Consider the following 25,775-nt stretch of genomic DNA (forward strand, 5'->3'; position numbering starts at 1 on the left):
CATGGCCGACGACCTGCTGACCATCGCCGGGACGACCTTCTCCTCCCGGCTGATCATGGGCACCGGCGGCGCCCCCAGCCTGGAAATCCTGGAGCGGGCGCTGCTCGCCTCCGGCACCGAGCTGACCACGGTGGCGATGCGCCGGGTGAACGCCGGCACCCAGGGCTCCGTGCTGGACGTGCTGACCCGCAACGGCATCCGGGTGCTGCCCAACACGGCCGGCTGCTTCACCGCCGGGGAGGCCGTGCTGACCGCCCGGCTGGCCCGCGAGGCGCTCGGCACCGACTGGGTGAAGCTGGAGGTGATCGCCGACGAGCGGACCCTGCTGCCCGACCCGATCGAGCTGCTGGACGCCGCCGAGACGCTCGTCGACGACGGCTTCACCGTGCTCCCGTACACCAACGACGACCCGGTGCTGGCCCGCAAGCTGGAGGACGTCGGCTGCGCGGCGATCATGCCGCTGGGCTCGCCGATCGGCTCCGGCCTGGGCATCCGCAACCCGCACAACTTCCAGCTGATCGTGGAGAGCGCGGGCGTCCCGGTCATCCTGGACGCGGGCGCCGGCACCGCCTCCGACGTGGCGCTGGCGATGGAGCTGGGCTGCTCGGCGGTGATGCTCGCCTCCGCGGTGACCCGGGCCCAGGACCCGGTGCTGATGGCCGAGGCGATGCGGCACGCCGCCGAGGCCGGGCGCCTGGCGCACCGGGCCGGCCGCATCCCGCGCCGCTTCCACGCCGAGGCCTCCTCCGCGATGGCCGGCCGGGCCGACCTGGACACCCGCGAGCACCCGGCCTTCTAGGGCTCCTGTCGGCCATGTCACAAGCCGGTCCCGGAGCGGTGTGCGCCGGGACCGGCGGTCCGGGACCGCCACTAGACTCCCCCGGGTGGACATGGCATCGCACGACCCGCTGACCGGTACCCTGCTCGACGGCCGGTACCGGGTCGAGCAGCGCATCGCGACCGGCGGGATGGCCACCGTCTACCGGGGCACCGACACCCGGCTCGACCGGGTCGTCGCGCTCAAGGTGATGCACCCGCAGTTGGCCGGCGACGAGGGGTTCACCGCCCGCTTCATCCGCGAGGCCAAGGCCGTCGCCCGGCTCACCCACCCCAACGTGGTCAACGTCTTCGACCAGGGCGCGGACGGCGGAAACGTTTTCCTCGCCATGGAGTACGTCCCCGGCCGCACCCTGCGCGACCTGCTGCGCGACCGCGGCGCGCTGTCGGTGCGGGCCGCGCTGGACGTCCTGGAGCCGGTGCTCGCCGCGCTCGGCGCCGCCCACCGGGCCGGGCTGGTGCACCGGGACGTCAAGCCGGAGAACGTGCTGATCACCGAGAGCGGTCTGGTCAAGGTCGCCGACTTCGGCCTGGTCCGGGTGCTGGGCAGCGCGGACGGCGCCCCCACCTCGGCCACCACCGCGACCGGCGCCACCGTCCTCGGCACCGTCTCCTACCTGGCCCCCGAGCAGATCCTCCCGGACGCGCCCACCGACCAGCGGGTCGACGTCTACGCGGCCGGCATCCTGCTGTACGAGATGCTCACCGGCCGCCGCCCGCACACCGGCGACAACCCCGTCCAGGTCATGTACAAGCACCTGCACGAGGACGTCCCCGCCCCCTCGCTGGTCGCCCCCGCCGTCGCCCCGGCGCTGGACGCGATAGTGGCCGGCGCCTGCTCCCGCAGCCCCGAGGCCCGCCCGTACGACGCGGTCGAGCTGCTCGCCGCGCTGCAGCGGGTGCGCCGCGGCCTCACCCCGGCGGAGCTGGACGCCGAACCGCCCGCCTCCACCCGGCCCAGCCCGCGCTACCCGACCAGCGAGCCGACCTCGGTGATCCAGCCGCTGCCCCGGCCCGCCGACGCCCCGCCGACCGAGCGCACCAGCGTGCTGGACGTGCCGCCGGAGCTGATGGACCAGCTGCTCGCCGAGCCGCGCCCGTACGACGAGCCGGCCCCGGCCCGGGTGCGCCGGCCGGGCCGGCCGCGCCGCCTCCCCCGCAAGCCGCTGATCTGGGCCTCCGTGCTGACCGCGCTGGTGCTGGCGGTCGGCGGCGCCACGTACGGGCTGACCCAGGGCCTGTACGGGCCGGTGCCCGGCGTGCTCGGCAAGGACCGCGCCGAGGCGCAGCGCCTGCTCGACGACGAGGGCATGCACGGGAAGTTCGTCGAGGTGTACAGCGAGTCCGTGCCGGCCGGGCAGGTGATCTCCAGCGACCCCGGGGTGGGCACGCGCACCCGCCGCAGCGACACCGTGACGGTCACCGTCTCCAAGGGTCCCAAGCGGATCGCGGTGCCGGACCTCGTCGGCAAGCCCGCCGACCAGGCCGCCGCCGCGCTGACCGGCGTCCAGCTGACCAGGGGCACGGTCACCGAGACCTACAACGACGCCGTGGCCGAGGGCGCGGTGATCAGCAGCTCGCCGGCCGCCGGGCAGCAGCTGCCGGAGAACACCGCGGTGTCGCTGGTGGTGAGCAAGGGCATGGTGCCCGTCCCGGACGTGACCGGGATGAGCAAGGAGGACGCGCAGAAGGCGCTCCAGGCGGCCGGGTTCACGATGCAGACCAGCGGGGTGAACCTGTTCGGCACCGGCAAGGTGTCCGGCCAGTCCCCGGCGGCCGGCGAGCGGCGCCCGCAGCGGTCCGTCGTGACGGTCAACTTCCCGTTCATCTAGAGCGGTTCGACAGAAGGACGCGGTTCAGCGCAGCGGCCCGTCCCCGGGCTCCTCCTGGTGGGAGTAGCGCTGCTGGCGCCACGGGTCGGCGAGGTTGTGGTAGCCGCGCTCCTCCCAGAAGCCGCGCCGGTCGGCCCGCATGTACTCGACCGCGCGGACCCACTTGGGGCCCTTCCAGGCGTACAGCCGGGGGACGACCAGCCGCACCGGGAAGCCGTGCTCGGCGGTCAGCGGCTCGCCGTTGCGGTGGGTGGCGAGCAGGGTGCGCTCGTCGGCGAAGTCCGCCAGCCGCAGGTTGGCGCTGTAGCCGTACTCGGCCCAGACCATCACGTGGGTGACGCCCGGCGCCGGGGGCGCGAGGTCGAGCAGGGCGGCGGCGGGCACGCCCGTCCACTCGTTGCCGAGCACGGAGAACTTGGTGACGCAGTGCAGGTCGGCGCGGACGGTGGTGCGGGGCAGGGCGTTGAAGGCGGCGAAGTCCCAGCTGTGCTTCTCGGCCGAGGCGGTGGCGCCGAACACCTGGAGGTCCCAGGTCAGCCGGTTGAACCGGGGGACGGGCCCGTAGTGCAGGGCGGGCCAGCCGCGCTGCACGCGCTGCCCCGGCGGGAGCTCGGCCTCGGCCTCGGGCCGGCCCGGGTCAGACGGCGGAATCGGTTCTTGCTCGGACTGACCCATGGCTCCATGGTGACAGACGGCGGGCGGCGCCCCACGCGCGCCCCTTGGCGCCGGTTCGCGCCCCGCCCGTACGGGCCAACGGTCGATCGTCCACCCCTCCACTTCCGCACAAATCGGATATTCCGACACATGTCCTAGTGAGTGTGCACTTACTGGAATTTCTTCCCATCGCGGTGCCAGGATGCCCAGCGCAGGCCCGACCGCCGGGCACCGCAGGACGTTTACGCAGGGAGGCACCGCCATGCAGGGCGACCCGGAGGTCATCGAGTTCCTCAACGAGCAGCTCACCGCCGAGCTGACCGCCATCAACCAGTACTTCCTGCACGCCAAGATGCAGGAGAACTTCGGCTGGACGAAGCTCGCCAAGTACACCCGGCACGAGTCCTTCGACGAGATGAAGCACGCCGAGACGCTCACCGACCGGATCCTGTTCCTGGAGGGCCTGCCCAACTACCAGCGGCTGTTCCACGTCCGGATCGGCCAGACGGTCAAGGAGATGTTCGAGGCGGACCGCCAGATCGAGGTCGAGGCGATCGACCGGCTCAAGCGCGGGATCGTGGTGATGCGGGCCAAGAACGACGTCACCTCGGCGAACATCTTCGAGGACATCCTGGCCGACGAGGAACACCACATCGACTACCTCGACACCCAGCTGGAACTGCTGGAGAAGCTCGGCGAGGCGCTCTACATCGCCCAGCTGATCGAGCAGCCGGAGTCCTGAGGCGGTCCTGAGGCTCAGGCCACCCGGAGCGGCAGCACGGGTGCCACGGCGATCGTGGCGGGAGCCGCCGGGGCCGGTGCGGGGTCGGCCGGCGCGGCCTCGGCCTCCGGATCGGCCAGGCCCAGCTTGGCCGCCAGCCGGGCGGTGGGGCAGGGCCGGGCGCCGTGCTCGCCGAGCAGCGCCTGGATCCGCCGGACGCAGGACCCGCAGTCGGTGCCGGCCTTGCAGCCCTTGGCTATCTGGCGGGGGGTGCTGGCACCCCCGTCGATCTCCTGCTTCACCCGGGCCTCGGTGACCGCATGGCACATGCACACGTACATCGCGGTCTCTCCCGGGGTGGAGCGGAGTGGATCTTGACTAAGGCAAGCCTTAGTTCACTGAGCCTCACCTTACCTGGCGAACCGGGTACGAAAAAGCCCCTCCGGCCTCGGGAATCCCGAATCCGGAGGGGCTTTCGTCACAGTTACTCGCCCGCTCGCCTCCGGGCCGCTCCGACCCGGTGCCGACACTCCTCGCTCCGGCGCTCCTTCGTCGCTAGTCGCTCGTCGCTTTCGGCACCGGCGCGGCCCTTCGGCTCGGGGCGGGGGGGCTCACTGACCCCGGTACATCTCCGCCACCAGGAACGCCAGGTCCAGCGACTGGCTGCGGTTGAGCCGCGGGTCGCAGGCCGTCTCGTAGCGCTGGTGCAGGTCGTCGACCAGCACCTCGTCGCCGCCGCCGACGCACTCGGTCACGTCGTCGCCGGTCAGCTCCACGTGGATGCCGCCCGGGTGGGTGCCGAGCGCGCGGTGCACCTCGAAGAAGCCCTTGACCTCGTCGAGCACGTCGTCGAAGCGGCGGGTCTTGTGGCCGCTGGAGGCCTCGAAGGTGTTGCCGTGCATCGGGTCGCAGATCCACACCGGCTGGGCGCCGGAGGCGGTGACCTTCTCCACCAGGGTGGGCAGGTGGTCGCGGATCTTGCCCGCGCCCATCCGGGTGATGAAGGTCAGGCGGCCCGGCTCGCGCTCCGGGTCCAGCTTCTCGATCAGGGTCAGCGCCTCGTCCACCGAGGTGGTCGGGCCGAGCTTGACCCCGATCGGGTTGCGGATCTTGGACGCGAACTCGATGTGCGCGTGGTCCAGCTGCCGGGTGCGCTCACCGATCCACACCATGTGGCCGGAGACGTCGTACAGCTCGCCGGTGCGCGAGTCCACGCGGGTCAGCGCGGTCTCGTAGTCCAGGACCAGCGCCTCGTGCGAGGAGAAGAACTCGACCGTCTTGAACTCCTCCGGGGCGACCCCGCAGGCGTTCATGAAGGCCAGGGCGTTGTCGATCTCCCGGGCGAGCTGCTCGTAGCGCTGGCCGGCCGGCGAGTTGCGCACGAAGTCCTGGTTCCAGGCGTGCACCTGGCGCAGGTCGGCGTAGCCACCGGTGGTGAAGGCGCGCACCAGGTTCAGCGTCGCGGCGGACGCGTTGTACATCCGCTTCAGCCGCTCCGGGTCCGGGATGCGGGACTCGGGCGTGAACTCGAAGCCGTTCACCGAGTCGCCGCGGTACACCGGCAGCGTCACGCCGTCACGGGTCTCGGTCGACTTGGAGCGCGGCTTGGAGTACTGGCCGGCGATCCGGCCGACCTTCACGACCGGCACGGAGGCCGCGTACGTCAGCACGGCGGCCATCTGGAGCAGGGTCTTCAGCTTGTTGCGGATGTGCTCCGCCGAGACGCCGTCGAAGGCCTCGGCGCAGTCGCCGCCCTGGAGCAGGAACGCCTCCCCACGCGCCACGGCTCCGAGCCTGGCGCGCAGCTGGTCGCACTCGCCGGCGAAGACGAGCGGCGGATAGGAGGCGAGCTCCGCAAGGGTCTTGCGCAGAGCCTCTTGGTCCGGCCATTCAGGCTGCTGCGCCGCGGGCAGGGACTGCCAGGAGTGGAGATTCGTCACGGTCACAGCGCCAAGGCTACGGGGTGACGGCGACGATCCGTGCCCTTTGCTCGCTGGGTGAGACACCTTCCGGACAATCGCCGCTCCCGAGCTCACCCGCTCGGCCCCATCCGTTACGCTCGGCCCCATGCACGCGCCCCACAGCCACTCCTGGTGGTGGGCCTCCCCCGAGGGTGGCCCACCGATCGCGCGTTCCTAGACGACACGACGGCCGCCCCTCGGGGCGGCCGTCGACGTTGGAACAGACGGCCCTCCGGGAGCGGACCCAGCACCGCCCTCGCCATCCACCCCGGAAGGAAAGCCGTACTGTGACCACCGCCGCCGAGCTGCTCGCCCGTCTCACCGCCCCGGGCGCCCCCGCCTTCGCCCTGCTGCACCGCCGCACGCCCCGGCACGCCCCGGACACCGTCGAGGTGCTGCTGGGCACCGTCGACGCCTACGAGCACCTCGCCGACCTGCCCGTACCCGAGGGCGCCCCGCCCGGCGGCCCGGTGCACGACCTGCTCGCGCTCGTCCCGTACCGGCAGATCCGCGAGCGCGGCTTCGAGGCGCACGACGACGGCACCCCGCTGCTGGCCCTCTCGGTGGCCGAGCAGCACGCCCTGCCCCTGGCCCAACTCGCCGCCGCGCTACCCCAGTTGCCGGTCTCACTGACCGGCGGCGGGTTCGACGTCGACGACGAGACGTACGCCGCGATGGTCCAGCGGGTGATCGAGGAGGAGATCGGCAACGGCGAGGGCGCCAACTTCGTCATCCGCCGCGACTTCCACGCCACGCTGGAGGACTTCTCCCCCGCGCTGGCCCTCACGCTCTTCCGCCGGCTGCTGGAGCAGGAGCGCGGCGCCTACTGGACCTTCCTGGTGCACACGGGCGAACGCGTCCTGGTCGGCGCCTCCCCCGAGGTGCACGTCCGGCAGAGCGGCGGCACCGTCGTGATGAACCCGATCTCCGGCACCTACCGCTACCCGGCCGGCGGCGCCGACCTCGACTCGCTGCTCCAGTTCCTGCACGACCCCAAGGAGCTGGAAGAGCTGACCATGGTCGTCGACGAAGAGCTCAAGATGATGTGCACGGTCGGCGACCTCGGCGGCCAGGTCCTCGGCCCCCGGCTCAAGGAGATGTCCCACCTCGCGCACACCGAGTACGAGCTGCGCGGCCGCACCTCGATGGACGTCCGCGAGGTGCTGCGCGAGACCATGTTCGCCGCCACCGTCACCGGCAGCCCGGTGCAGAACGCCACCCGGGTCATCAAGCGCTACGAACCCACCGGGCGCGGCTACTACTCCGGAGCGCTCGCCCTGATCGGCCGCTCCGCCAGCGGCGGGCAGCTGCTCGACTCCCCCATCTGCATCCGCACCGCCGACATCGACGCGGCCACCGGCCGCCTGGTCGTCCGGGCCGGCGCGACGCTCGTGCGCCACTCCGACCCGCACTCCGAGGTCGCCGAGACCCACGCCAAGGCCGCCGGCGTGCTCACCGCCATCGGCGCCCGGCCCGCCACCGCCCGGGTGCCCGGCCCCACCGGCCCCCGGCTCGCCGACGACCACCGGGTGCAGGCCGCGCTCGACTCGCGCCGGGCCGACCTCGCACCGTTCTGGCTGCGGATGCAGTCGCCCGCCGAGGTCACCGAGCCCGAGCCGACCCTGGTCGTCGACGGCGAGGACACCTTCACCGCGATGCTCGCCCACCTGCTCACCTCGCTCGGCCACCAGGTCGGCGTCGTCCGCTTCGACCGGCCCGGCCTGCGCGAGCTGGTCGCGGCGCACCGCGGCCCGCTGGTGCTCGGCCCCGGCCCGGGCGACCCGGCGCTCGCCGACGACCCGAAGATGGCGCTGCTGCGGCCGGTCGTCGCCGACGCCCTGGCCGCCGTCCGCTCCGGCGAGCGGACGGCCCCGCTGCTCGCCGTCTGCCTCAGCCACCAGCTGCTCGCCGCCGAGCTCGGCCTCCCGCTCGCCCGCAAGGCCGTCCCGTACCAGGGGGCGCAGGAGACCGTCGACCTGTTCGGCACCAAGCGGACGGTCGGCTTCTACAACACCTTCACCGCGCGCTGCTCCGACGCCGACGCGGAGCGGCTGGCCGCCCGGGGCGTCGAGGTCGCCCGGGACGCCGCCACCGGGGACGTCCACGCGCTGCGCGGGCCCGGCTTCGCGGGCCTGCAGTTCCACCCCGAGTCGGTGCTCACCCGCGAGGGCGCGGACATCGTCGCGGGCCTGCTGCGCTCCGCGACGGCCGTACGGCGCTGAGCGGTCGGGCGGGGAGCTGTAGCCGGGCCGACTACAGCTCCTCGTCCAGCCCCTGCTCGATCGCGTAGCGCACCAGCTCCACCCGGTTGTGCAGCTGCAGCTTCCCCAGGGTGTTCTGCACGTGGTTCTGCACCGTCCGGTGCGACAGCACCAGCCGGTCGGCGATCTGCCGGTACGACAGGCCCTTCGCCACCAGCCGCAGCACCTCGGTCTCCCGGGCGGTCAGCTTCGGGACGTCCGGCGCCGAGGCCGGGGCCGGCTCGGCGGCCAGCCGGCGGAACTCGCCGAGCACCAGGCCGGCCAGCCCGGGGGTGAACACCGCGTCGCCCACGGCCGTGCGCCGTACGGCGTCCAGCAGCTCCTCCCGCCCGGCCGACTTCACCAGGTACCCGGTCGCCCCGGACTTCACCGCCTCCAGCACGTCCTGGTGCTCGCCGCTGGCCGACAGCACCAGCACCCGCACCGCCGGGTCGTGCGCGACCACCTGGCGGCACACCTCGGCGCCGGGCAGGCTCGGCAGGTTGAGGTCCAGCACGACGACCTGCGGCGAGCTGGCCCGGGCCCGGCGGACGGCCTCCTCGCCGTCCCCGGCCGTGGCCACCACGTCCAGCCCGGCCTCGGCCAGGTCGCGCGAGACGGCCTCGCGCCACATCGGGTGGTCGTCCACCACCATCACCCGCACCGGCCGGTCGGTGCTCGGCTGCTCGGTCGTGCCCTGATCAGTCATCGGGTGGCCTTCCTCGGGACGCGCAGTTCCACCTCGACGCCCTCCCCGGGCGCCGAGTACAGCTCGGCCGTGCCGCCGAGGTCCGCCAGCCGGCCGCGGATCGACTGGGAGACGCCGAGCCGCCCGGCCCGTTCCGCCTCGCCGAGCCGCCCGGGGGCGAAGCCGGGCCCGTCGTCGCGGATGCTGACCGTGACGGCCTCCGGCTCGTCCTCGACCAGGATCCAGGCGCGGGCCGCCTCCCCGGCGTGCCGGCGCACGTTGTCCACGGCCGCGCCGACCGCCGCCGCCAGCTCGCCGGCCGCCGGGCCCGGCAGCAGCACGGGGGTGCCGGGCGCGGACAGCGTGATCCGCTCGTCGGTGTACGGGCGCAGCAAAGCGGTGAGGTCGCCGGGCCCGGCGGCGGTCGGCTCGGCGGCGCGCTGCGCGGGCAGCGGGCCGCCGGTCATCAACGCCCGCAGCGCGCGCTCCTGTTCGCCGGCCAGGCGGCCGAGCTCGGCGAGGCCCTCGGCGCCGCTCCCGGCGCCTCTCCCGGTATCGCTCTCGGTGCCGCGCCGCTGGACCAGGGCGAGCACCTGCAGCACCCCGTCGTGGATGTCCCGGGAGAGCCGCTCGCGCTCCCGGGTGGCGGCCTCGACCTGCAGCGCCCGGGTGAGGGTGGCCTCGCTGGCCCGGGCCAGCTCGACCACGTAGCCGATCGCGCAGCCGGCCGTCAGCAGCAGCACGATGTTGTGGATGTTGTCGCCGGTCGGGCCGCCGTGGCCGAGGATGTTGGCGACGCCGATCACCGAGCCGGAGGCGGCCGCCGGGCGCCAGCCGCCCTTGGCGGCGAAGCCGAGCACCGTGCCGGCCGCGAAGATCGTCGGCAGGGTGGGGGCGCCGTGACTGATCCGCGCCGGGGCGTCGATCATGCCGCTCATCACGATGCCGGTGACGACCAGGGCGAGGTCGAAACCGAGGACGCACCAGGTGCAGCGGCGCGGGTCGCCGAAGGCGCGGGTGCTGGCGAGCGTCCACAGGGTGAGCGCGCCGAAGTAGATCCAGCCGGAGACGGGGTGCAGGAAGTGCAGGTAGGAGTTGACGTAGCGGAGCAGGGCGTAGCCGAGGGCCAGCACCCGGAAGTAGGAGATGGCCCGCCAGAGCGGCAGTTCGACCGACATGCCCCCGGCGGCGATCGTGCCGCCGACAGCAGCTCTGCCGTGCCCGTCGTCCGTCATCCCCGCCCAGCCCTTCCCCGTCCCCGCCGTGGGGCTCGCCCCGCCGGGCGGGTCAGGCCGACCCGCCCTCCTTCTGCTCGCCCTTCTCCGCGGCGGCCTTCTCGGCCTCCGCCTTCTCGGCTTCGGCCTTCTCCGCTTCCGCCTCGGCCTTCTCGGCCTTGGCGGCGGCCTTGCGCTCGGCGTCCGCCTTCTTCTTGTCGTCCGCGATCTGCCGCTTGGCCGCCGTGGCGTAGATGTCCACGTACTCCTGGCCGGAGAGCCGCATGATCTCGTACATCACCTCGTCCGTCACCGAACGGAGGATGAAGCGGTCGTTCTCCATGCCGTGGTAGCGGGAGAAGTCCAGCGGGCGGCCGATCCGGATGCCCGGGCGGATGCCGAAGTTGGGGATCACCTGGCCGGGCGGCTGTACCTTCTCGGTGTCGATCATCGCGACCGGGATGACCGGCGCGCCGGTGGCCAGCGCGACGCGGGCCAGGCCGCCGACCTTGCCGCGGTACAGCTTGCCGTCCGGCGAGCGGGTGCCCTCGGGGTAGACGCCGAACAGCTCGCCGCGGTCCAGCACCGCGATGGCGCTGCGGATCGCCGCCTCGCCGGCGCCGCGCACGCCCGAGCGGTCCACCGGCAGCTGGCCGACGCCCTTGAAGAAGGCGGCGGTCAGCCGGCCCTTGAGGCCCGGGGTGTTGAAGTACTCGGCCTTCGCGATGAAGGTGACCCGGCGCTTGATCAGCGCGGGGAAGAAGAACGAGTCCGAGAACGACAGGTGGTTGCTCGCGATGATCGCCGCACCCTCGGCGGGGATGTTCTCCTCGCCCTCCAACCACGGCCGGAAGAAGATCCGAAGCAGTGGCGCGACGATCAACTTCATCAGTCGGTAGAACAACCCGGGCCTCCTGTTATGCGGACCGGTCGATCCTAATGCCCCGTGGGCGCGGGCCGTGCCCGGGCCCGCCGTAAGGGGGTGTACGGCCCGGCGCGCGGCGTGGGACGATGCGAATTCCCGCAGCCCGTCCCCCTCCAGCGTCCCCTCCCCCAGCGCCGTCCGCCCGCGAAGGAGCCCGCCCATGCCGCTGCTGCCCGGTGCCGAACCGTACCGCCACCGCGGCGGACGCGTGGGGGTGCTGCTGTGCCACGGCTTCACCGGGTCGCCGGCCTCGCTGCGGCCGTGGGCCGAGGAACTGGCCGCGGCCGGCCTGACCGTCTCGGTGCCGCTGCTGCCCGGACACGGCACCCGCTGGCAGGACCTGCAGCTCACCCGCTGGGAGGACTGGTACGCCGAGGTCGAGCGCGAGCTGCTGGTCCTGGCCGAGGAGTGCGAGCAGGTCTTCGTCTGCGCGCTGTCGATGGGCGGCGCCCTGGCCCTGCGGCTGGCCGCGCTGCACGGCCCGAGGATCAGCGGGCTGGTGCTGGTCAACCCTTCGGTGCGCTCGGACACCCCCGCGAGTGTGCTGCTTCCGGTGCTGCGCCACCTCGTCCCGAGCGTGCCGGGGATCTCGGACGACATCGCCGCACCGGGCGTGACCGAGCACGGCTACGACCGGACGCCGCTGCACGCCGCCTGGTCGCTGGCCCGGCTGTGGCGGGAGGTCCAGCGGCGGCTGCCGGAGGTGACCCAGCCGGTGCTGCTCCTGCACAGTCCGCAGGACCACGTGGTCTCGCCCGCCAACTCGGAACTGGTGCTCGCCCGGATATCCTCGACCGATGTGACGGAGCGGCTGTGCGAGCGCAGCTTCCACGTCGCGACGCTGGACCACGACGCGGCGGAAATATTCGCGGCGAGCCTGGACTTCATCCATCGGCTGGCCCCCGCGGACGCGGCGGGCGTCACCCGGGTCGAATCGGACGATCACCATGGCTGAAGGGCCGGAAGTGCACGAGAGCAGCACGGCGGGCGGCGGGGACGAGGCACCTCGCGAGGACGGCGCGACCAACGGCGGCACGGCCCGGGAGGACGTACCCACGGGCGGTGCGCCCGCGGCGGACGCGCCCACGGGCGCCGCGCCCGGCAGCGAGGCCGAAGCGGACGGCGGCGCGACGCCGCCGCCCGCGGACGGCGGCCCCGCCGCCCCCGCCCGGCCCCGGCCGCACCGGACCCCCGAGCGCAGCCAGGCCGAGCAGGACGAGATCTTCGCCGCCCTGGTCGCCCAGTTCGACGACCCGGTCGACCTGAACAACCCGAACTGGCCCGAGATCGAGAACCTCCGCGCCCAGAACGAGTTGAAGGGCGGCTACAAGGACGGCCCGGACCGCGAGGCCGACCCCGGCGACCACTCCGACCTCGCCCCGCAGCCCCGCCCCCGCTCCGGCCGGCCGGTGCTCCCGGCGGGCGGCTCGGGCCCGCGCGACTTCGAGCTCGCCGAGGACGGCGACGACGACCACTTCGTCCCGCCGGAGCCCCCGCCGCTGCCGACCGGCGACGTGACCAGCCGGTTCGCCTGGCTGGCGGTGCTCGGCGGCCCGGCGCTGCTGCTGATCGACGCGGTGGTCTGGCAGGAGGTCTCCGGCTGGCCGGCCTGGGTCGGCATCACCGCCTTCCTCGGCGGCTTCGTCACCCTGGTCGCCCGGATGAAGGACCGCGACGACGACGAGCCGGAGGACCCGAACCACGGCGCGGTGGTGTAGGTCCGCCCCGAACAGAGCCCAGGCGAACAGAGCCCAGGCGAACAGGGCCTAGCCTTCGGGCAGTTCGAGCACGGCGAGCACCGGCAGGTGGTCGGTGGCGGCCCGCAGGTCGGCCTCGGTGACGCCGGGCAGCCCGTGCGGGACGCCGCAGCCGAGCACGGTGATCCCGGGCGTGGCGAACACCGCGTCGATCCGCTGGTACGGCCGCTCGGGCACCGAGGTGAACTCGCCGCCCCAGGGCGCGGTCGGGTGGCCGTCCTGCAGCCGGGAGGCCAGCAGCCGCCAGCCCGGCCCGTCCGGGTGCTCGTTGAAGTCCCCCGCCACGATGCCGAGTTCGGCGATCCGCAGCTGGTCGAGCAGCAGCTCGAACTGCCCGTACCGCTCCTCGGCGTCCAGGCTGAGGTGGCAGCTGGTGACGGTGAACGGCGCCGTGCCGGGCAGCCGCAGCAGCGCGCTCGCGAAGCCCCGGGCGTGCAGGCCGCGGGTCTTGGGCAGCAGCCGGTCGTGGACGGCCAGCACCCGCACCGCGCCGGGCCGGCCGAGCAGCAGCGGCCCGGCGGCCGTCCGTCCGCCGCCGGCCAGCACGACCGTCCCGGTGCTCCGGGCCAGCCAGGCCGCCTGGCCCTCCGGCCGCCAGTAGCGCGGCGACTCCTGGACGCAGACCAGGTCGGGCGCGCAGGCCCGGACCACCCGGGCCAGCGCCCGCCGGTCGTCCCGCAGCGAGCGGATGTTGTAGCTGAGCAGGCGCAGCCGGCGCGGGCCGGGCGGCGGCGGTTCGACGGGCGCGGCGGGCATGGTCCTCCCCGGGACGACGGCACTGCCCCCGACCGTAGTCGGACGACGGCGGTTCCCGCCCGGCATGCGTCGGCGGCGGCGCGTCCGGGATTGGTCGGGGCCCGGTCGCACCGCCGCCGGCGGGCTTGGTTCCCCCTGAGGCGAAGGGGGAGCAACCGTCAGGTGCGGGCGAGGTCCGCCGCGCCGACGATGCCGGCCGCGGAGCCCATCGAGGCCAGCACGACCTCGGCGCGGGGGCGGTGCACGCCACCGGTCAGGTAGTGCTCGAAGGCCTTGGCGACCGGGTCGAGCAGGAGCCGGCCGGAGTCGGAGACGCCGCCGCCGAGCACGAACACCGCCGGGTCGAACAGCGCGGCGAGGTCGGCCATGCCGCGGCCGAGCCAGTCGGCGAGCTCGCTGTAGCACTCCAGGGCGAGCGGGTCGCCGGCCTCGGCCGCCTCGGTGATGTGGATGCCGCGGATGGTCTCGGCGACGCCGTCGTTGAGCTCCAGCATCCGCTTGCCGCGCACCGGGTCGGCGGCGGCCTTCTCCCGGCCGTAGCGGCGCAGCGCCCGCCCGGAGCCGTACTGCTCCCAGCAGCCCTTGCCGCCGCAGCCGCACGGCAGGCCGTCCGGGACCATGTTGAGGTGGCCGATCTCGCCGGCCACGCCGAAGCGGCCGCGGTGCAGCCGCCCGTCCAGGACGATGCCGCCGCCGATGCCGGTGCCCACGGTGATCAGCACCATGTCCTGGTGGTCGGCGGCCGCGCCGAAGCGGAACTCGGCCCAGGCGGCGCAGTTGGCGTCGTTCTCGACGACGGTGTCCAGGCCGGTGAGTTCCTCGATCCGGCCGCGCAGCGGCTCGTTCTCCCAGTCGATGTTGGGGGCGAAGATCACCGTCGAGCGGTTGCTGTCGACGAAGCCGGGGGCGCCGACGCCGACCGCGGCGACGCCGGGGTGCTGCTCCTTCAGCTCGCGCACGGCCTGCGCGATGGCGTCGACCGCCCACTGCGGGTCCGCCGGGGTGGGCACCCTGGTCCGGGCGAGGATCGCGCCCGCCTCGTCGACCACGCCTGCCGCGATCTTGGTCCCGCCGACATCGACGCCGATGGTCAGAGCCATGTGTCCCTCAGCTATTCACTCGTTCCCGCTGGACGGAACGGTACCGCCCAACCCAGCCCCCGTACACCTCCCCGCATACATTATCCGAAGACAATTCCGGCACAACCGGGCCGGAATCCTTTAAAAGTCGTATCAATCTCCCCCCCTCGTGACGCACGCGAGCGAGGCGATCACGCTTCGGAATCTACGGATTCACTGCTTGGCGGAGGGCCCGTCAGGGGTGTCGAGGTCGATCTTCTCCGCGGGGGCGCCCGGGCCGGCCGTCCAGCGGCTCTCGTGGCCGGCCACGGCGGCGCGGTAGGCGGCCAGCAGCTCGGCCCCGGCGGCGGCCAGCCCGGAACCGGCGGCGGCGAGGTGGGCGTAGACCTCCGGCTGCTGGGTGCGCAGGCGGTCGGCCAGCCCGGCGAGGGTGATCAGGGTGTCGGCGCCGGCCGCCTGCGCCTTCTCGCCGACCGCGCCGGCGAAGCGGCGGACCTCGTCCACCAGCGGGCCCAGCTCCGGCCCGAACGGGCTGCCCGGCGCACCGCCGCCCTCGCCGGCCCCGGCCGCGTTCGCGTCGGCGGACGGCTCGACGGGCGGCTCGACGGGCGGCTCGACGGGCTCGGTACGGTCGTCGGTGCTGGTCATCGCGGGCGCCTCCTCAGCCGTGGCCGCACCGCGCGGCCCCCGCCCCGACGCTACCCGAACGGCCGCAGGGCCCCGGCCGGCCGGAACCGGCCCGCGAAGCCCGCGAAGCCCGCGAAGCAGACGGAGCCGCGAAACCCGTGGCCCCGGCGACGCCGCGACGTCCGCGGAGCTCAGCCGCGCGGCCAGAGCGCCGGATCCGGCGCGAACCGCACCGCGAGCACCCCGTCGCCCAGCCCGGCCCCCGCCACCGTGCAGCGGCGCAGCGCCGAGGGCAGGGCGAGCACCCGGCGGTGCGTGCCGACCCCGACCACGAGTTCGTCGCCCCGGCGGACCAGGTCCAGCTCGGCGCGGTCGGCGCCGGGCAGGTCGAGGTGCCAGACCAGCAGGCCCTCCTCGGCGAGCCGGTCCTCGACGGCCCAGGGCTGCGGCGCCAGCCGCTCGGGCCCCTCCCCGTCGCCGTACAGCCGCTCGGCGACGGCCTCCAGGGTGGCCTCGGCCGGGCCGGTGACCAGCACCGGCGCATCGGTCTCGGCGGCGAGCGCGGTCAGCTCCTCCGCCCGGCGGCGGGCCAGCGCGGCCAGCCACGGGTCGGGCGAGTCGACGGCGCCCTCGGGCAGCGCGCCGTGCACCACCACGGCGTCCGGCCGGTGCCCGTGCAGGGCCAGCCCGGCCCGGATCCGGCGCAGTTCCCCGTACGGGTGGCCGTCCGCGGGCACGACGAGCCGGATGCTGGTGCCGGGGTCGGTGATCGCCGCGCGGGACTCGGCGAGGGCCGCGGCGGCCTTGCCGCGCCCCTCGTACAGCCACTCGGCCGGCATCGGGACGCCGGCCAGGCCGGCCAGCAGCGGGCGCAGCGCCCGGGCGGCCTGCCGCTGTTCGGGGACGAGCCGGTCCAGGTAGCGGGTGAGCTGTTCGGGCAGGGCGAGGGTGGCGATGAGTTCGGCGGGCGGCGGGGCGAGCACCACCAGGACGTCGTCGTCGGCGGCGGGCAGGGCGCGCAGCAGGGCGAGCCGGGCGATGCCGGGGAGGGCGGTGAGCTCCTCCGGGTCGAGCCGGTCGGCGCCGAGCAGGTCGAACAGCGGGGAGAGCTTGTCGGTCAGCTCGCCGACCGCGTAGCGGAAGGCGGCCTGCTCGTCGATCCGGGAGACGGTCAGCCCGGGTGCGTACGCGGCCGGTTCGGGCTCCAGGCGGGTGCCGAGCGCGGCGTCGAGCGCGCGGTGCGGGTCGTCGGCGGCGAGCAGCCAGGTGCGGTGGCCGCGCCGGGCGGCGTGCAGGGCGGTGGCGGCGGCCACCGCGGGCGCGCCCGCGTCACCGCTGATCAGGATGGTGCGCTTCGCCGTCATGCCGCCCGGCCCCCGTTCCCGCCGCCGTGTCCCGTTCCCGTTCCCGTTTCCGTTCCCGCTCCGTCAGCTCTTGGCGGCGGTGTCCTCGACGCGCTTCTTCAGGCCGGCCAGCGCGCGGTCGATGATGACCTTCTCGGCCTTGCGCTTGATCATGCCGAGCATCGGGATCTTGACGTCCACGGCGAGCTGGTAGGTGACCTCGGTGCGGCCGCCGGCGACCGGGGCGAGGGTGTAGGAGCCGTCCAGCGAGCGGAGCATCTGGCTGCGGACGAGGGTCCAGGCGCTCTCGCGGTCGCCGTCCCAGGTGTAGGCGAGGACGTGCTCGTCGCGGATGGCACCGGCGTCGAGCAGCAGTCGGACCTCGGAGGCGCGGCCGTCCGGGCCGGTCGCCAGGACCTCGACCTCCTTGACCTCGCCGGTCCAGGCCGGGTAGGCGGCGAAGTCGGCGATCACGGCCATGACCGTGGCCGGGGTCGCGTCGATGGTGATGCTCGACCTGGTGTGCTCCGCCATGGAATGACCCTCCGCGTCGTCCTGCTGCCTGCCGGTCCGGTCGAGTCCCCGCTCGGGCCGGTCCGCCCGGAGCAGGCTACCGCGCCCGGGTGCGGCGCCCGACTGTCGGCCCTACGGGCACGGGCGCCGGCGACGGCCCGGCACCGGGGCGGTACGGGCCCGGCGGCGGCCCGGCGGCCACCCGGCCGAGGCATGACGGCAGCTCGGGCGCGGTGGCCGGCGCGGAATGCTACCGACCGGTCACCCCCCGTCTGTCGTAGGGTGCCATTCGAACGACCCGGTCACGGCCTGGTCGAACCCGCCCGGATGTGACACTTCGAACACCGGACCCGACCCCCTGGCCGTAGCCGCCTACCGGGCAGTAACGTCCTGCCGTCCCGCAGCGTCGCGAACGAGGAGCAGTCTTGCTCGACTTCAGCCTTCCGGCCCTCTACCAGGTACCGAGCGGCGGTAACCTCTCCGACCTCGTGCACCAGAACGCCGAGCGGCACCCGGACGTCGCCGTCCTCAGCCGCAAGGTGGACGGCCAGTGGCAGGAGTTGACCGCCGCCCAGTTCCTGGTGGAGGTGCACGCCGCGGCGAAGGGCCTGATCGCCTCGGGCGTGCGCCCGGGCGACCGCGTGGGCATCATGTCGCGGACGCGCTACGAGTGGACGCTGCTGGACTTCGCGATCTGGACGGCCGGGGCGATCGTCGTCCCGGTGTACGAGACCTCCTCCGCCGAGCAGGTCCAGTGGATCCTCGGGGACTCCGGCGCCGTCGCCGTGATCACCGAGACCGACCAGCACCGCAGGACGGTCGAGGACGTCCGCGACCGGCTGCCGGAGCTGAAGCACACCTGGCAGATCGAGCAGGGCGCGATCGCCGCGCTGGCCGAGGCCGGCCGCCAGGTCGCCGACACGACCGTCACCGAGCGCCGCTCGATCGCCACCGCCGACACGATCGCGACCATCGTCTACACCTCCGGCACCACCGGCCGCCCGAAGGGCTGTCAGCTGACGCACGCCAACTTCATGGCCGAGTGCGGCAACGTGGTGGAGCGGCTGGCCCCGCTGTTCCGCACCGGCGAGAGCTCGGTCCTGCTGTTCCTGCCGCTGGCCCACGTGCTCGGCCGGATCGCCGAGATCGCCCCGGCGATGGCGCCGATCAAGCTGGGCCACGTCTCCGACATCCGGGACGTCACCGCCGAGCTGGCCGCCTTCCGGCCGACCCTGATCCTCGGCGTGCCCAGAGTCTTCGAGAAGGTCTACAACACCGCCCGCGCCAAGGCCCAGGCCGACGGCAAGGGCAAGATCTTCGACAAGGCCGCCGAGACCGCGATCGCCTACAGCCGGGCGCTGGACGCCGGCGGCGCGGGCCTGGTCCTGCGGATCAAGCACGCGGTCTTCGACAAGCTGGTCTACAGCAAGCTGCGCGCGGCCCTCGGCGGCCGGGCCACCCACGCGATCTCCGGCGGCGCCCCGCTCGGCGAGCGGCTGGGCCACTTCTACCGGGGCATCGGCTTCACCGTCCTGGAGGGCTACGGCCTGACGGAGACCTGCGCGGCCACCACCTTCAACCCGTGGGACAAGCCGAAGATCGGCACGGTCGGCCAGCCCGTCCCCGGCTCCGCCGTCCGGGTCGGCGACGACGGCGAGGTCTTCTTCAAGGGCCCGCACGTCTTCACCGGCTACTGGAACAACCCGCAGGCCACCGCCGACGCCCTCAAGGACGGCTGGATGGCCAGCGGCGACATCGGCTCGCTGGACTCCGAGGGCTACCTGACCATCACCGGCCGCAAGAAGGAGATCATCGTCACGGCCGGCGGCAAGAACGTCGCCCCGGCCGTGATCGAGGACCGCATCCGGGCGCACGCCCTGGTCGGCGAGGTCATGGTGGTGGGCGACCGCAAGCCGTTCGTCGCCTGCCTGATCACCGTCGACCCGGACTTCTTCCCCAAGTGGAAGGAGCTGAACGGCAAGCCCGCCGGCGCCACCGTCGCCGACCTCGCGGACGACCCGGAGCTGCTGGCCGCGCTGCAGGCCGCCGTGGACGACGGCAACAAGGCGGTCTCGCACGCCGAGGCGGTCAAGAAGTTCCGCCTGCTGGACACCGAGTTCTCCGAGGAGAGCGGCCACCTGACGCCCTCGCTGAAGCTCAAGCGCAACCTGGTGCTGAAGGACTTCGCGGCCGACGTGGAGGCCATCTACCAGAAGTAGCGCACGCGTACCGAGAGGGCCCCGGACACCGTCCGGGGCCCTTCGCCGCGTCAGCCGTCAAACGTCAGCCGTCAGCCCGCCAGCAGCGAAGTCAGCCGCCCGGCCAGCAGGTCCCAGCGCCAGGAGCGCTCCACCCAGCGCCGCCCGGCCTCGCCCATGCTCCGGCGCAGCTCCTCGTCCCGCAGCAGCCGGACGATCCGCTCCGCGGCCGCCGCGGCCGAGCCGCCGGGCACCACGTACCCCGTCTCGCCCTCCAGCACGGCGTCGGGCGCGCCGCCGGAGTCCCCCGCGACCACCGGCAGGCCGGTCGCCGAGGCCTCCAGGTAGACGATCCCCAGCCCCTCCACGTCCAGCCCGCCGCGCCTGGTGCGGCAGGGCATCGCGAAGACGTCCCCGGCCCCGTAGTGGGCGGGTAGCTCCTCCCACGGCACCGAGCCGGTGAACCGCACCGAGGCCCGCACGCCCCGGGCGTCCGCCAGCTTCTCCAGGTCCGCCCGGTACGGGCCGCCGCCGACGATCAGCAGCACGGCGTCCGGCACGTCGGCCAGGATCTGCGGCATCGCCTCGATCAGGGTGTCCTGGCCCTTGCGCGGCACCAGCCGGGAGACGCAGACCACCACCGGCCGGTCGGCCAGGCCGAGCCGCCGGCGCACCTCGGCGCCGCCGGACCCGGGGTGGAAGGCCGTCTCGTCCACGCCGGGCGGCAGCTGCACCATCCGGGCCGCGGCCTGCGGCCCGACCGCGCCGGCGATCCGCGAGCGGGTGTACTCGCCGAGGTAGGTCAGCACGTCGGTGCCCGCGCCGATCCGGCGCAGCAGCTGCCGGGAGCCGGGCAGCTGGGCCCAGGCGGCCTCGTGGCCGTGCGTCATGCCGAGCAGCCGGTCGGCGCCGGCCCGGCGCAGCGCGGGGGCCATCAGGCCGAGCGGGGCGGCGGCGCCGAACCACACCGAGTCGCACTTCTCGGCGCGCAGGATCTCGGCGGCCCGCCGGGTGACCCGCGGTGTGGGAACCATCACCTTCGTGCGGTCCCGGATCACCGGGAACGGCTGCTCGGCGTCGAAGCTCCGCACCTCGCTGCTGTCCCGCCAGGTGGAGGCGTAGACCACGACGCTTCCTGCGGGCTGACGGACGGCCATGTTGTGGACGAAGGCCTGGATGCCACCCGGGCGGGGCGGGAAGTCGTTGGTGACGATCAAGGTTCTGTGCATCGGGCCACGGCTCGCTCGGTAGGGGGTGCTCGGCGCACCGCTGGGTGATCCGTACGATAGGTCAACACCATGGCCCGCCGGGAACGGAACCGAACACGGCAACCGTTTGACCCCCGGGTCAGTCCTCATACCTAGGCCGCCGGCAAGGGGGCGCGGCCCGGGCGTCCGTCGGCACGACGCCTCCGGCGAGGACGTCCGAGACGAACGAGGGAGCGCAGTGGAATTGGCCCCGGCCACCGAGCCCGGTTCTTCGCGCGGCCGTCTCGGCCGCCCGCTCGGGGCGCTCGCCGCGCTCGGGGTGACCTGGCTGGCGACCAGGGCGGTGCTGATCCTCGCGATGACCGGGGTCCTGAAGGCGCCGGGCGGCGACGTCAGCGCCGACGTCTGGATGATCTACCACGCCTGGTACGGCGTGCTGCAGACCGGCACCTTCCCGTTCGACGACGTGACCTGGCAGTACCCGCCGGGCGCCGCCCTGGTGATCCTGCTGCCGGGCCTGCTGCCCTGGTCGTACCTGGTGTCGTTCTGGGTGATCTGCGGGATCACCGACGCCGTCGCGACGGTGCTGCTGGTGCGGACCGGCCTGCGCAGGGGCCGGGCGCTGACCGGCGCCTGGATGTGGGTGGTGGGCGTCCCGCTGCTCGGCCCGATGATCTACAACCGCTTCGACCTGATCGTCACCGCGATCGCGCTGGCCGGGCTGCTGGCGCTGGTGCGGCGCCCGGCGGTCGGCGGGCTGCTGCTGGGCCTGGGCGGCATCGTCAAGCTCTGGCCGCTGATCGGCCTGATCGGCACCCCGTCCGGCCGCCGCACCCGCCGCTCCTGGACGCTGGCGGCGGCGACCGCCGTCTCGGTGGGCTTCCTGCTGGCGGCCGGGATGAACGGCGCCTTCGGCTTCCTGGCGTTCCAGAAGGAGCGCGGCATCGAGGTGGAGTCGGTCGGCGCGCTGCCGCTGCACATCGCCCGGATCGCCGGCGGCTGGGACGGCCGGGTCACCATGAACTACGGCTCCCCCGAGATGCTCGGGCCGTGGGTCAGCGTGATCAGCAAGGTGATGCTGGCCGGCACCGTGCTGGGCTTCGGCTGGCTGCTGCTCTGGCGCTTCACCGCCAAGCGCCGCAACGCGGCCACCATGTACGACGCGGCGCTGTGCGCGCTGCTGATCTTCGTGGTGACCAGCCGGGTGATCAGCCCGCAGTACCTGGTCTGGCTGGTCGGCGTGGCGGCGGTCTGCCTGACGGTGCGCGGCAGCAGCCAGCGGCCGGTGGCGCTGCTGATCCTGCTGGCCTGCCCGCTGACCCTGGCCGAGTTCCCCACCATGTTCACCCAGGTGCTGGCCAGCGACCCGGGGGCGATCGCCCTGCTCGGCACCCGCAACCTGCTGCTGCTGGCCGCCGCGGTCCTCTCCGGCGTCCGGCTGTGGCGGGCCACCCGCGGCCCGGCGCAGCTGCCGGCCACGGTGGTGCTGGCCCCGCCCGAGCCGGTGTCGGCCGGCTACCCGGTCCGCCCGGGAATCGCGTACGAGCAGGACCTGCTCGACGGCATCGACCACCCGGGCACCGCGGCGGCCGAGCGGCGCTGAGGACCCCGGCCCCGTCCGGCCTGACGGGGCCCGGCGTTCAACGCCCCAGCGCGGCCACCTCGTCCAGCCAGAGCCGGGTGAACTCGGCCAGCCCGACGCCCAGTTCGGCGCGCAGCAGCCGGTCGGTGCGGCGCTCGCGGTCCTCGCCCGCGCCGTCCCCGGCGCCGACCGCGCGGTAGAAGGCGACCAGCCGCTGCGGCCCGTACCGGCGGTCGATCAGCCGGCAGGCGAGCCAGGACTGCTCGTACGCCTGGGCGATGCCCTCGGCGCCGGCCGCGAAGTCCCGGTCGGCGGGCAGCGCGGCGGGCAGCTTCCCGGCGGCGACGTCCCGGGCCAGCTCGGGGGCGATCTGCCGCGGGCTGCGGCCGGAGCCCCGGTAGGCCGTCCAGTCGGCGGCGCCCTCGGAGAGCCACAGCGGCGTCCAGGCGCGGGTGTCGGCCCTGGTGGCGACGTGGGTGGTCTCGTGGGTGAGGACGACCTGGCGGCCGAAGTCGCTGAGCGCGCGGTACGTCTCCGGGTTGACCAGCACCCGGTCCGCCGGGGTGTGCCAGGGCGCGCCGGGCGCCGCCACGGTGACCGCCGCCATGCCCGTCCAGCCGGTCGGGTCGGCTTCCAGCAGCCGGGCGAACTGCGCTTCGGTGGCGGGCAGTTCGAGCAGCAGCCGGCCCGGCCAGGCGGTGCCCCAGAGTTCGCTGACGGCCGGCGCCGCGTGGTCCCCCAGGGCGGCCAGGGCGGCGAGCGTCGGCCCGTCCGCGAGGCCCAGCACCAGGCAGTGCGCGCCGGCCGCGGACCGGGCGGCGCCGAGGTCCCAGAGCGCCGGGGGCCCGCTCGTGCTCTCCTCGTGCTCGACCTGCCAGCCGTCCCCGGCCCGGGCCAGGTCGATCCGGCGCGGGTACACCACGGGGTAGTCGTCGTAGCCGGCGACCTGGACGGCGAGGTCGGCGGCGACGGTCAGCCGGTCCGCCCCGGGCGCTTCCGGCGACAGCACCAGGTTGCGGTAGACCGCCCCGGTCAGCGGCACCCCGGCCAGGCCGGGCAGCGCCGCCGCGCGGGCCGCCAGCAGCGCCGTCACCCGGGCCAGCAGGTCTGCCGCGGGCCGCGCGGGCGCGGCCGGGGAGGCCGGCGGCAGCGACAGCTGGGCCAGCCCGCCGGCCGCGAGCAGCAGCGCGCCGCGCCGGGACAGCGGGCGGCGGGGAGGATCCTCGGCTATCGGGTCGGAGGTCGCCGCTCTCAGAGCCGGACCACCCCCGAGACCGGCATGGCGTTGACGCTCTCGTAGCGGACCTTCGCGCCCGGGTAGGGGGCGTGCACGATCACCCCGCCGCCGGCGTACATGCCGACGTGGTGCATGTCCCGGTAGAAGATCACCAGGTCTCCCGGCCGCGCTTCGGAGAGGCTGATCCGCTGCCCGGCGGACGCCTGGGCCTGCGAAGTGCGCGGCAGGGTCACTCCGGCCTGCCGCCAGCTGTAGTACATCAGACCGGAACAGTCGAACGCACGGGGCCCGGTGGAGCCGTACACGTACGGCGAGCCGATCATCCGCACCGCGGCGGCCAGCGCGGCGGCCCCGCGCTCGGAGGCGGGCGGGGCGGTGCCGAGGTCCAGCCGGTCGGTGCCGCGGGTGGCGCGCTGCTCGGCCTCCCGGGCGTCCTGGGCGCTCATCCTGGCCCGTTCGGCCGCGCCCAGGCCGTTGAGCAGCTTCTGCGCCTTGGCGAGCCGCTGCTGGATCTGCTGCTTGCTGTCGGCCAGGGTGCGGCGGGACTCCTCCAGCGCGGCGAGCTTGCCGCCGGCCTCGGCGCGGCGCTGGTCGAGCCGGCGCTGACGGGTGACCAGCTCGTGCAGGGTCTCCTGCTGGCGGGTGGCGGCCTGGCCGAGCGTGCGGGCCCGGGAGAGGTAGCCCTCCGGGTCGCTGGAGAGCATCAGCTGGGCGGTCTGCGCCAGGCCGCCGCCGCGGTACTCGGCGCCGGCCACGGTGGCGAGGTCGCCGCGCAGCTGGTTGAGCTGGTCCTGGGCGGTGGCGATCTCGCCCTGGAGGGTGGTGGTCTCGCCCTGGAGGCGCCGCTGGGCGTCCTGCGCCGCGTTGTACTTCTCGGACGCCTGCTCGGCCTCGTCGTACAGCTGCTCCACCTGCGCCTTGACGTCCTTGCGGTCGGGCGCGTCCGGGCCTCCGGGGGCGGCCTGCGCGGAGCCGGCGGTCGTCACCCCGAGGGCGGTGGTGGCGGCCGCGGTCAGCACCAGCGCGCGGGCGAGCAGTTGGGAACGTCGATGCACGGGCATGGCGGCAGCGGCTCCAATCCTGCGGCGCGGCCCCGCCGCCGCACCGGAACGGGCGGCCCTGGAGCGGGAGTCCGGTGGCAGACGTTAGCGAGTCCGGGCAATCGAGTCCAAACCCCCACCGGTGCGAATATTCGCCCACCAATCGGACATCAGGACGAGCCGCCGACAAAGCCGCAGGCCCGGCCTTCCGTGGGGAAGGCCGGGCCTGACGGGAGCTCCGCGGGATCAGACCCGCACGATGGAGGCGAGCGGCATGTTGGAGACCGCCTCGTAGCGCACCACGGCGCCCGGCTTCGGCGCGTGCAGCACCTGGCCGTTGCCGGCGTAGATGCCGACGTGGTGGGCGTCGCCGAAGAAGATCAGCAGGTCGCCGGGCTGAGCCTGGGACAGGTCGGAGCCGATCCGGGTGCCGGCGCCGGCCTGCTCCTGCGAGGTGCGCGGCAGCGAGACGCCGGCCTGGTTGAAGGCCCACTGCATCAGGCCGGAGCAGTCGAACGAGCCCGGGCCGGTGGCGCCGTAGACGTACGGGCTGCCGAGCTTGGAGGCGGCGTACTGGAGCGCCGCGGCACCGTGCGAGCTGCCGGGGGCGACGGAGACCGGCGCCGACGACGCGGAGAGGTCGCTGCGGCTGCTGTCGCGCGAGGCGCGGTCGGCGGCCGGCTGCGCGGGCTTCGCGGCGGCGTCCGCCTTGGCCTTGGCGTCGGCGGCGGCCTTCGCCTCGGCGGCGGCCAGCTGCTGGCGCTCCTGCTCGGTCAGCGTGTTGAGCAGGTCCTGGGCCGCCTTGAGCTTGCCCTGGACCTCCTCCTTGTCCGACTTGAGCTGCTTGGTGGTGGACTCCAGCTCGTTGAGCTTGCCCTGGGCTTCGTTGCGGTCCTGGTCGAGCTTGCGCTGCTGGTCCTGGAGTTCCTTCAGCTGGTTCTTCTGGGTGCCGCCGACCTGGTTCAGGGTGCCGGCCTGGCTGAGGAAGGTGTCCGGGCTGGAGTTGAACATCAGCTGGACGGTCGGCGAGATGCCGCCGTTGCGGTACTGCTCGCCGGCGATCTCGGCGAGGCCGCCCTGCAGGTCGGTGACCTGGCCCTGCTGGCGGGCGATCTTGTCCTGCAGGCCGGAGACCTGCTTCTGCAGCTCCTGCTGCTTCTCCTGCGAGGCGTTGTACTTCTCGGTCGCCTGCTCGGCCTGCTCGTTGAGCTTGTCGACCTGCTCCTTGACCTGGTCCTTGGTCGGCTGCGGGTCGGCGTGCGCACCCTGCGCGGAGAGGGCGACGGCAGCGGCGGCGACGCCGGTCAGGATCGAGACGCGGGCGCGGCCGGCGGGCTTGGGACGACGATGGGACGCCACGAAG

Annotated in this window: 23 protein-coding genes; 8 read left to right on the forward strand and 15 right to left on the reverse strand. The window is 74.1% G+C overall.

What is annotated here, in order from left to right; all coding sequences use genetic code 11:
• The first annotated feature begins 1 nt into the window (after nt 1).
• Both VM95_RS01720 and pknB read left to right on the forward strand, forming a co-directional pair.
• Complete coding sequence (locus VM95_RS01720) at nt 2-799, forward strand: thiazole synthase (RefSeq protein ID WP_045692151.1); 798 nt, start codon at nt 2-4, stop codon at nt 797-799.
• A gap of 91 nt (nt 800-890) precedes the next feature.
• A complete protein-coding gene (gene pknB, locus VM95_RS01725) occupies nt 891-2,669 on the forward strand; it encodes a Stk1 family PASTA domain-containing Ser/Thr kinase (RefSeq protein ID WP_244178583.1) in 1,779 nt (592 codons plus the stop codon).
• Between the two features lie 24 nt (nt 2,670-2,693).
• Here pknB and VM95_RS01730 read toward each other — a convergent pair whose 3' ends face one another.
• Entirely contained in the window at nt 2,694-3,344 is a 651-nt protein-coding gene (locus tag VM95_RS01730; RefSeq protein WP_045692152.1) for a sulfite oxidase-like oxidoreductase, read from the reverse strand.
• A 241-nt stretch (nt 3,345-3,585) separates the two neighbouring features.
• Here VM95_RS01730 and bfr point away from each other — a divergent pair, with 241 nt between their 5' ends.
• Nucleotides 3,586-4,065: a bacterioferritin gene (gene bfr / locus VM95_RS01735; RefSeq protein ID WP_045692153.1), complete on the forward strand. Its 480-nt coding sequence runs from the start codon at nt 3,586-3,588 to the stop codon at nt 4,063-4,065.
• A gap of 14 nt (nt 4,066-4,079) precedes the next feature.
• Here the strand turns inward: bfr and VM95_RS01740 are convergent, their stop codons facing one another.
• On the reverse strand, nt 4,080-4,385 hold the full coding sequence (locus tag VM95_RS01740; protein WP_045692154.1) for a (2Fe-2S)-binding protein: 306 nt from the start codon (nt 4,383-4,385) through the stop codon (nt 4,080-4,082).
• 270 nt (nt 4,386-4,655) lie between these two features.
• Entirely contained in the window at nt 4,656-5,990 is a 1,335-nt protein-coding gene (locus tag VM95_RS01745) for a class II 3-deoxy-7-phosphoheptulonate synthase (RefSeq protein ID WP_045692155.1), read from the reverse strand.
• Nucleotides 5,991-6,292: 302 nt separating this feature from the next.
• Between VM95_RS01745 and VM95_RS01750 the strand changes: the two genes are divergently transcribed.
• Nucleotides 6,293-8,227, forward strand: coding sequence for an anthranilate synthase family protein (locus VM95_RS01750; RefSeq protein ID WP_045692156.1), 1,935 nt, complete (start codon nt 6,293-6,295; stop codon nt 8,225-8,227).
• 31 nt (nt 8,228-8,258) lie between these two features.
• On the opposite strand, the gene VM95_RS01755 is transcribed toward VM95_RS01750, so the two are convergent.
• Genes VM95_RS01755 through VM95_RS01765 form a run of 3 tightly spaced genes read right to left on the reverse strand, consistent with a single transcriptional unit; the run spans nt 8,259 to nt 11,036 of the window.
• A complete protein-coding gene (locus VM95_RS01755) occupies nt 8,259-8,954 on the reverse strand; it encodes a response regulator (RefSeq protein ID WP_045692157.1) in 696 nt (231 codons plus the stop codon).
• Nucleotides 8,951-10,168 carry a MacS family sensor histidine kinase gene (gene macS / locus VM95_RS01760; protein WP_244178573.1) on the reverse strand — a complete coding sequence of 406 codons (1,218 nt, stop codon included), beginning with the start codon at nt 10,166-10,168 and terminating at the stop codon, nt 8,951-8,953. The genes VM95_RS01755 and macS overlap by 4 nt, the downstream gene beginning before the upstream one ends.
• 52 nt (nt 10,169-10,220) lie before the next feature.
• Nucleotides 10,221-11,036 carry a lysophospholipid acyltransferase family protein gene (locus tag VM95_RS01765; protein WP_063773435.1) on the reverse strand — a complete coding sequence of 272 codons (816 nt, stop codon included), beginning with the start codon at nt 11,034-11,036 and terminating at the stop codon, nt 10,221-10,223.
• A gap of 196 nt (nt 11,037-11,232) precedes the next feature.
• On the opposite strand from VM95_RS01765, the gene VM95_RS01770 reads away from it, so the two are divergent.
• Together VM95_RS01770 and VM95_RS44005 are read left to right on the forward strand one after the other, a co-directional pair.
• A complete protein-coding gene (locus VM95_RS01770; RefSeq protein WP_045692159.1) occupies nt 11,233-12,027 on the forward strand; it encodes an alpha/beta hydrolase in 795 nt (264 codons plus the stop codon).
• Nucleotides 12,020-12,790 (forward strand): hypothetical protein, encoded by a 771-nt coding sequence (locus VM95_RS44005; protein ID WP_244178574.1) that lies wholly within the window; start codon nt 12,020-12,022, stop codon nt 12,788-12,790. Before VM95_RS01770 ends, VM95_RS44005 begins: the two co-directional genes overlap by 8 nt.
• A 48-nt stretch (nt 12,791-12,838) precedes the next feature.
• Here the strand turns inward: VM95_RS44005 and VM95_RS01780 are convergent, their stop codons facing one another.
• The 5 genes from VM95_RS01780 to VM95_RS01800 all read right to left on the reverse strand — a co-directional run bounded on the left by VM95_RS01780 (nt 12,839) and on the right by VM95_RS01800 (nt 17,168).
• Nucleotides 12,839-13,585 (reverse strand): endonuclease/exonuclease/phosphatase family protein, encoded by a 747-nt coding sequence (locus tag VM95_RS01780; RefSeq protein WP_045692160.1) that lies wholly within the window; start codon nt 13,583-13,585, stop codon nt 12,839-12,841.
• A gap of 158 nt (nt 13,586-13,743) precedes the next feature.
• The gene (locus VM95_RS01785; protein WP_045692161.1) at nt 13,744-14,685 is read right to left on the reverse strand and encodes an ROK family glucokinase; all 942 of its coding nucleotides are present in this window, start codon (nt 14,683-14,685) and stop codon (nt 13,744-13,746) included.
• A 192-nt stretch (nt 14,686-14,877) separates the two neighbouring features.
• The gene (locus VM95_RS01790; protein WP_052707089.1) at nt 14,878-15,312 is read right to left on the reverse strand and encodes a DUF5304 family protein; all 435 of its coding nucleotides are present in this window, start codon (nt 15,310-15,312) and stop codon (nt 14,878-14,880) included.
• A gap of 170 nt (nt 15,313-15,482) precedes the next feature.
• Nucleotides 15,483-16,655: an ArsA family ATPase gene (locus VM95_RS01795; RefSeq protein WP_045692162.1), complete on the reverse strand. Its 1,173-nt coding sequence runs from the start codon at nt 16,653-16,655 to the stop codon at nt 15,483-15,485.
• A 63-nt stretch (nt 16,656-16,718) separates the two neighbouring features.
• The gene (locus tag VM95_RS01800; protein WP_045692163.1) at nt 16,719-17,168 is read right to left on the reverse strand and encodes an SRPBCC family protein; all 450 of its coding nucleotides are present in this window, start codon (nt 17,166-17,168) and stop codon (nt 16,719-16,721) included.
• Between the two features lie 404 nt (nt 17,169-17,572).
• On the opposite strand from VM95_RS01800, the gene VM95_RS01805 reads away from it, so the two are divergent.
• Nucleotides 17,573-19,366: an AMP-dependent synthetase/ligase gene (locus tag VM95_RS01805; protein WP_045692164.1), complete on the forward strand. Its 1,794-nt coding sequence runs from the start codon at nt 17,573-17,575 to the stop codon at nt 19,364-19,366.
• 71 nt (nt 19,367-19,437) lie between these two features.
• Here VM95_RS01805 and VM95_RS01810 read toward each other — a convergent pair whose 3' ends face one another.
• Complete coding sequence (locus VM95_RS01810) at nt 19,438-20,574, reverse strand: glycosyltransferase family 4 protein (protein WP_045692165.1); 1,137 nt, start codon at nt 20,572-20,574, stop codon at nt 19,438-19,440.
• A 217-nt stretch (nt 20,575-20,791) separates the two neighbouring features.
• On the opposite strand from VM95_RS01810, the gene VM95_RS01815 reads away from it, so the two are divergent.
• Nucleotides 20,792-22,156, forward strand: a complete 1,365-nt coding sequence (locus VM95_RS01815) for a glycosyltransferase 87 family protein (protein WP_244178575.1) — start codon at nt 20,792-20,794, stop codon at nt 22,154-22,156.
• Nucleotides 22,157-22,193: 37 nt separating this feature from the next.
• Here VM95_RS01815 and VM95_RS01820 read toward each other — a convergent pair whose 3' ends face one another.
• The 3 genes from VM95_RS01820 to VM95_RS01830 all read right to left on the reverse strand — a co-directional run bounded on the left by VM95_RS01820 (nt 22,194) and on the right by VM95_RS01830 (nt 25,771).
• Nucleotides 22,194-23,228, reverse strand: a complete 1,035-nt coding sequence (locus tag VM95_RS01820; RefSeq protein ID WP_052707090.1) for a hypothetical protein — start codon at nt 23,226-23,228, stop codon at nt 22,194-22,196.
• Between the two features lie 158 nt (nt 23,229-23,386).
• The gene (locus VM95_RS01825; protein WP_045692167.1) at nt 23,387-24,433 is read right to left on the reverse strand and encodes a C40 family peptidase; all 1,047 of its coding nucleotides are present in this window, start codon (nt 24,431-24,433) and stop codon (nt 23,387-23,389) included.
• Between the two features lie 225 nt (nt 24,434-24,658).
• Nucleotides 24,659-25,771, reverse strand: a complete 1,113-nt coding sequence (locus tag VM95_RS01830; RefSeq protein ID WP_045692168.1) for a C40 family peptidase — start codon at nt 25,769-25,771, stop codon at nt 24,659-24,661.
• Nucleotides 25,772-25,775: the final 4 nt, after the last annotated feature.

The sequence above is a fragment of the Streptomyces rubellomurinus genome (assembly GCF_000961885.1).
Lineage (GTDB): Bacteria > Actinomycetota > Actinomycetes > Streptomycetales > Streptomycetaceae > Kitasatospora > Kitasatospora rubellomurina.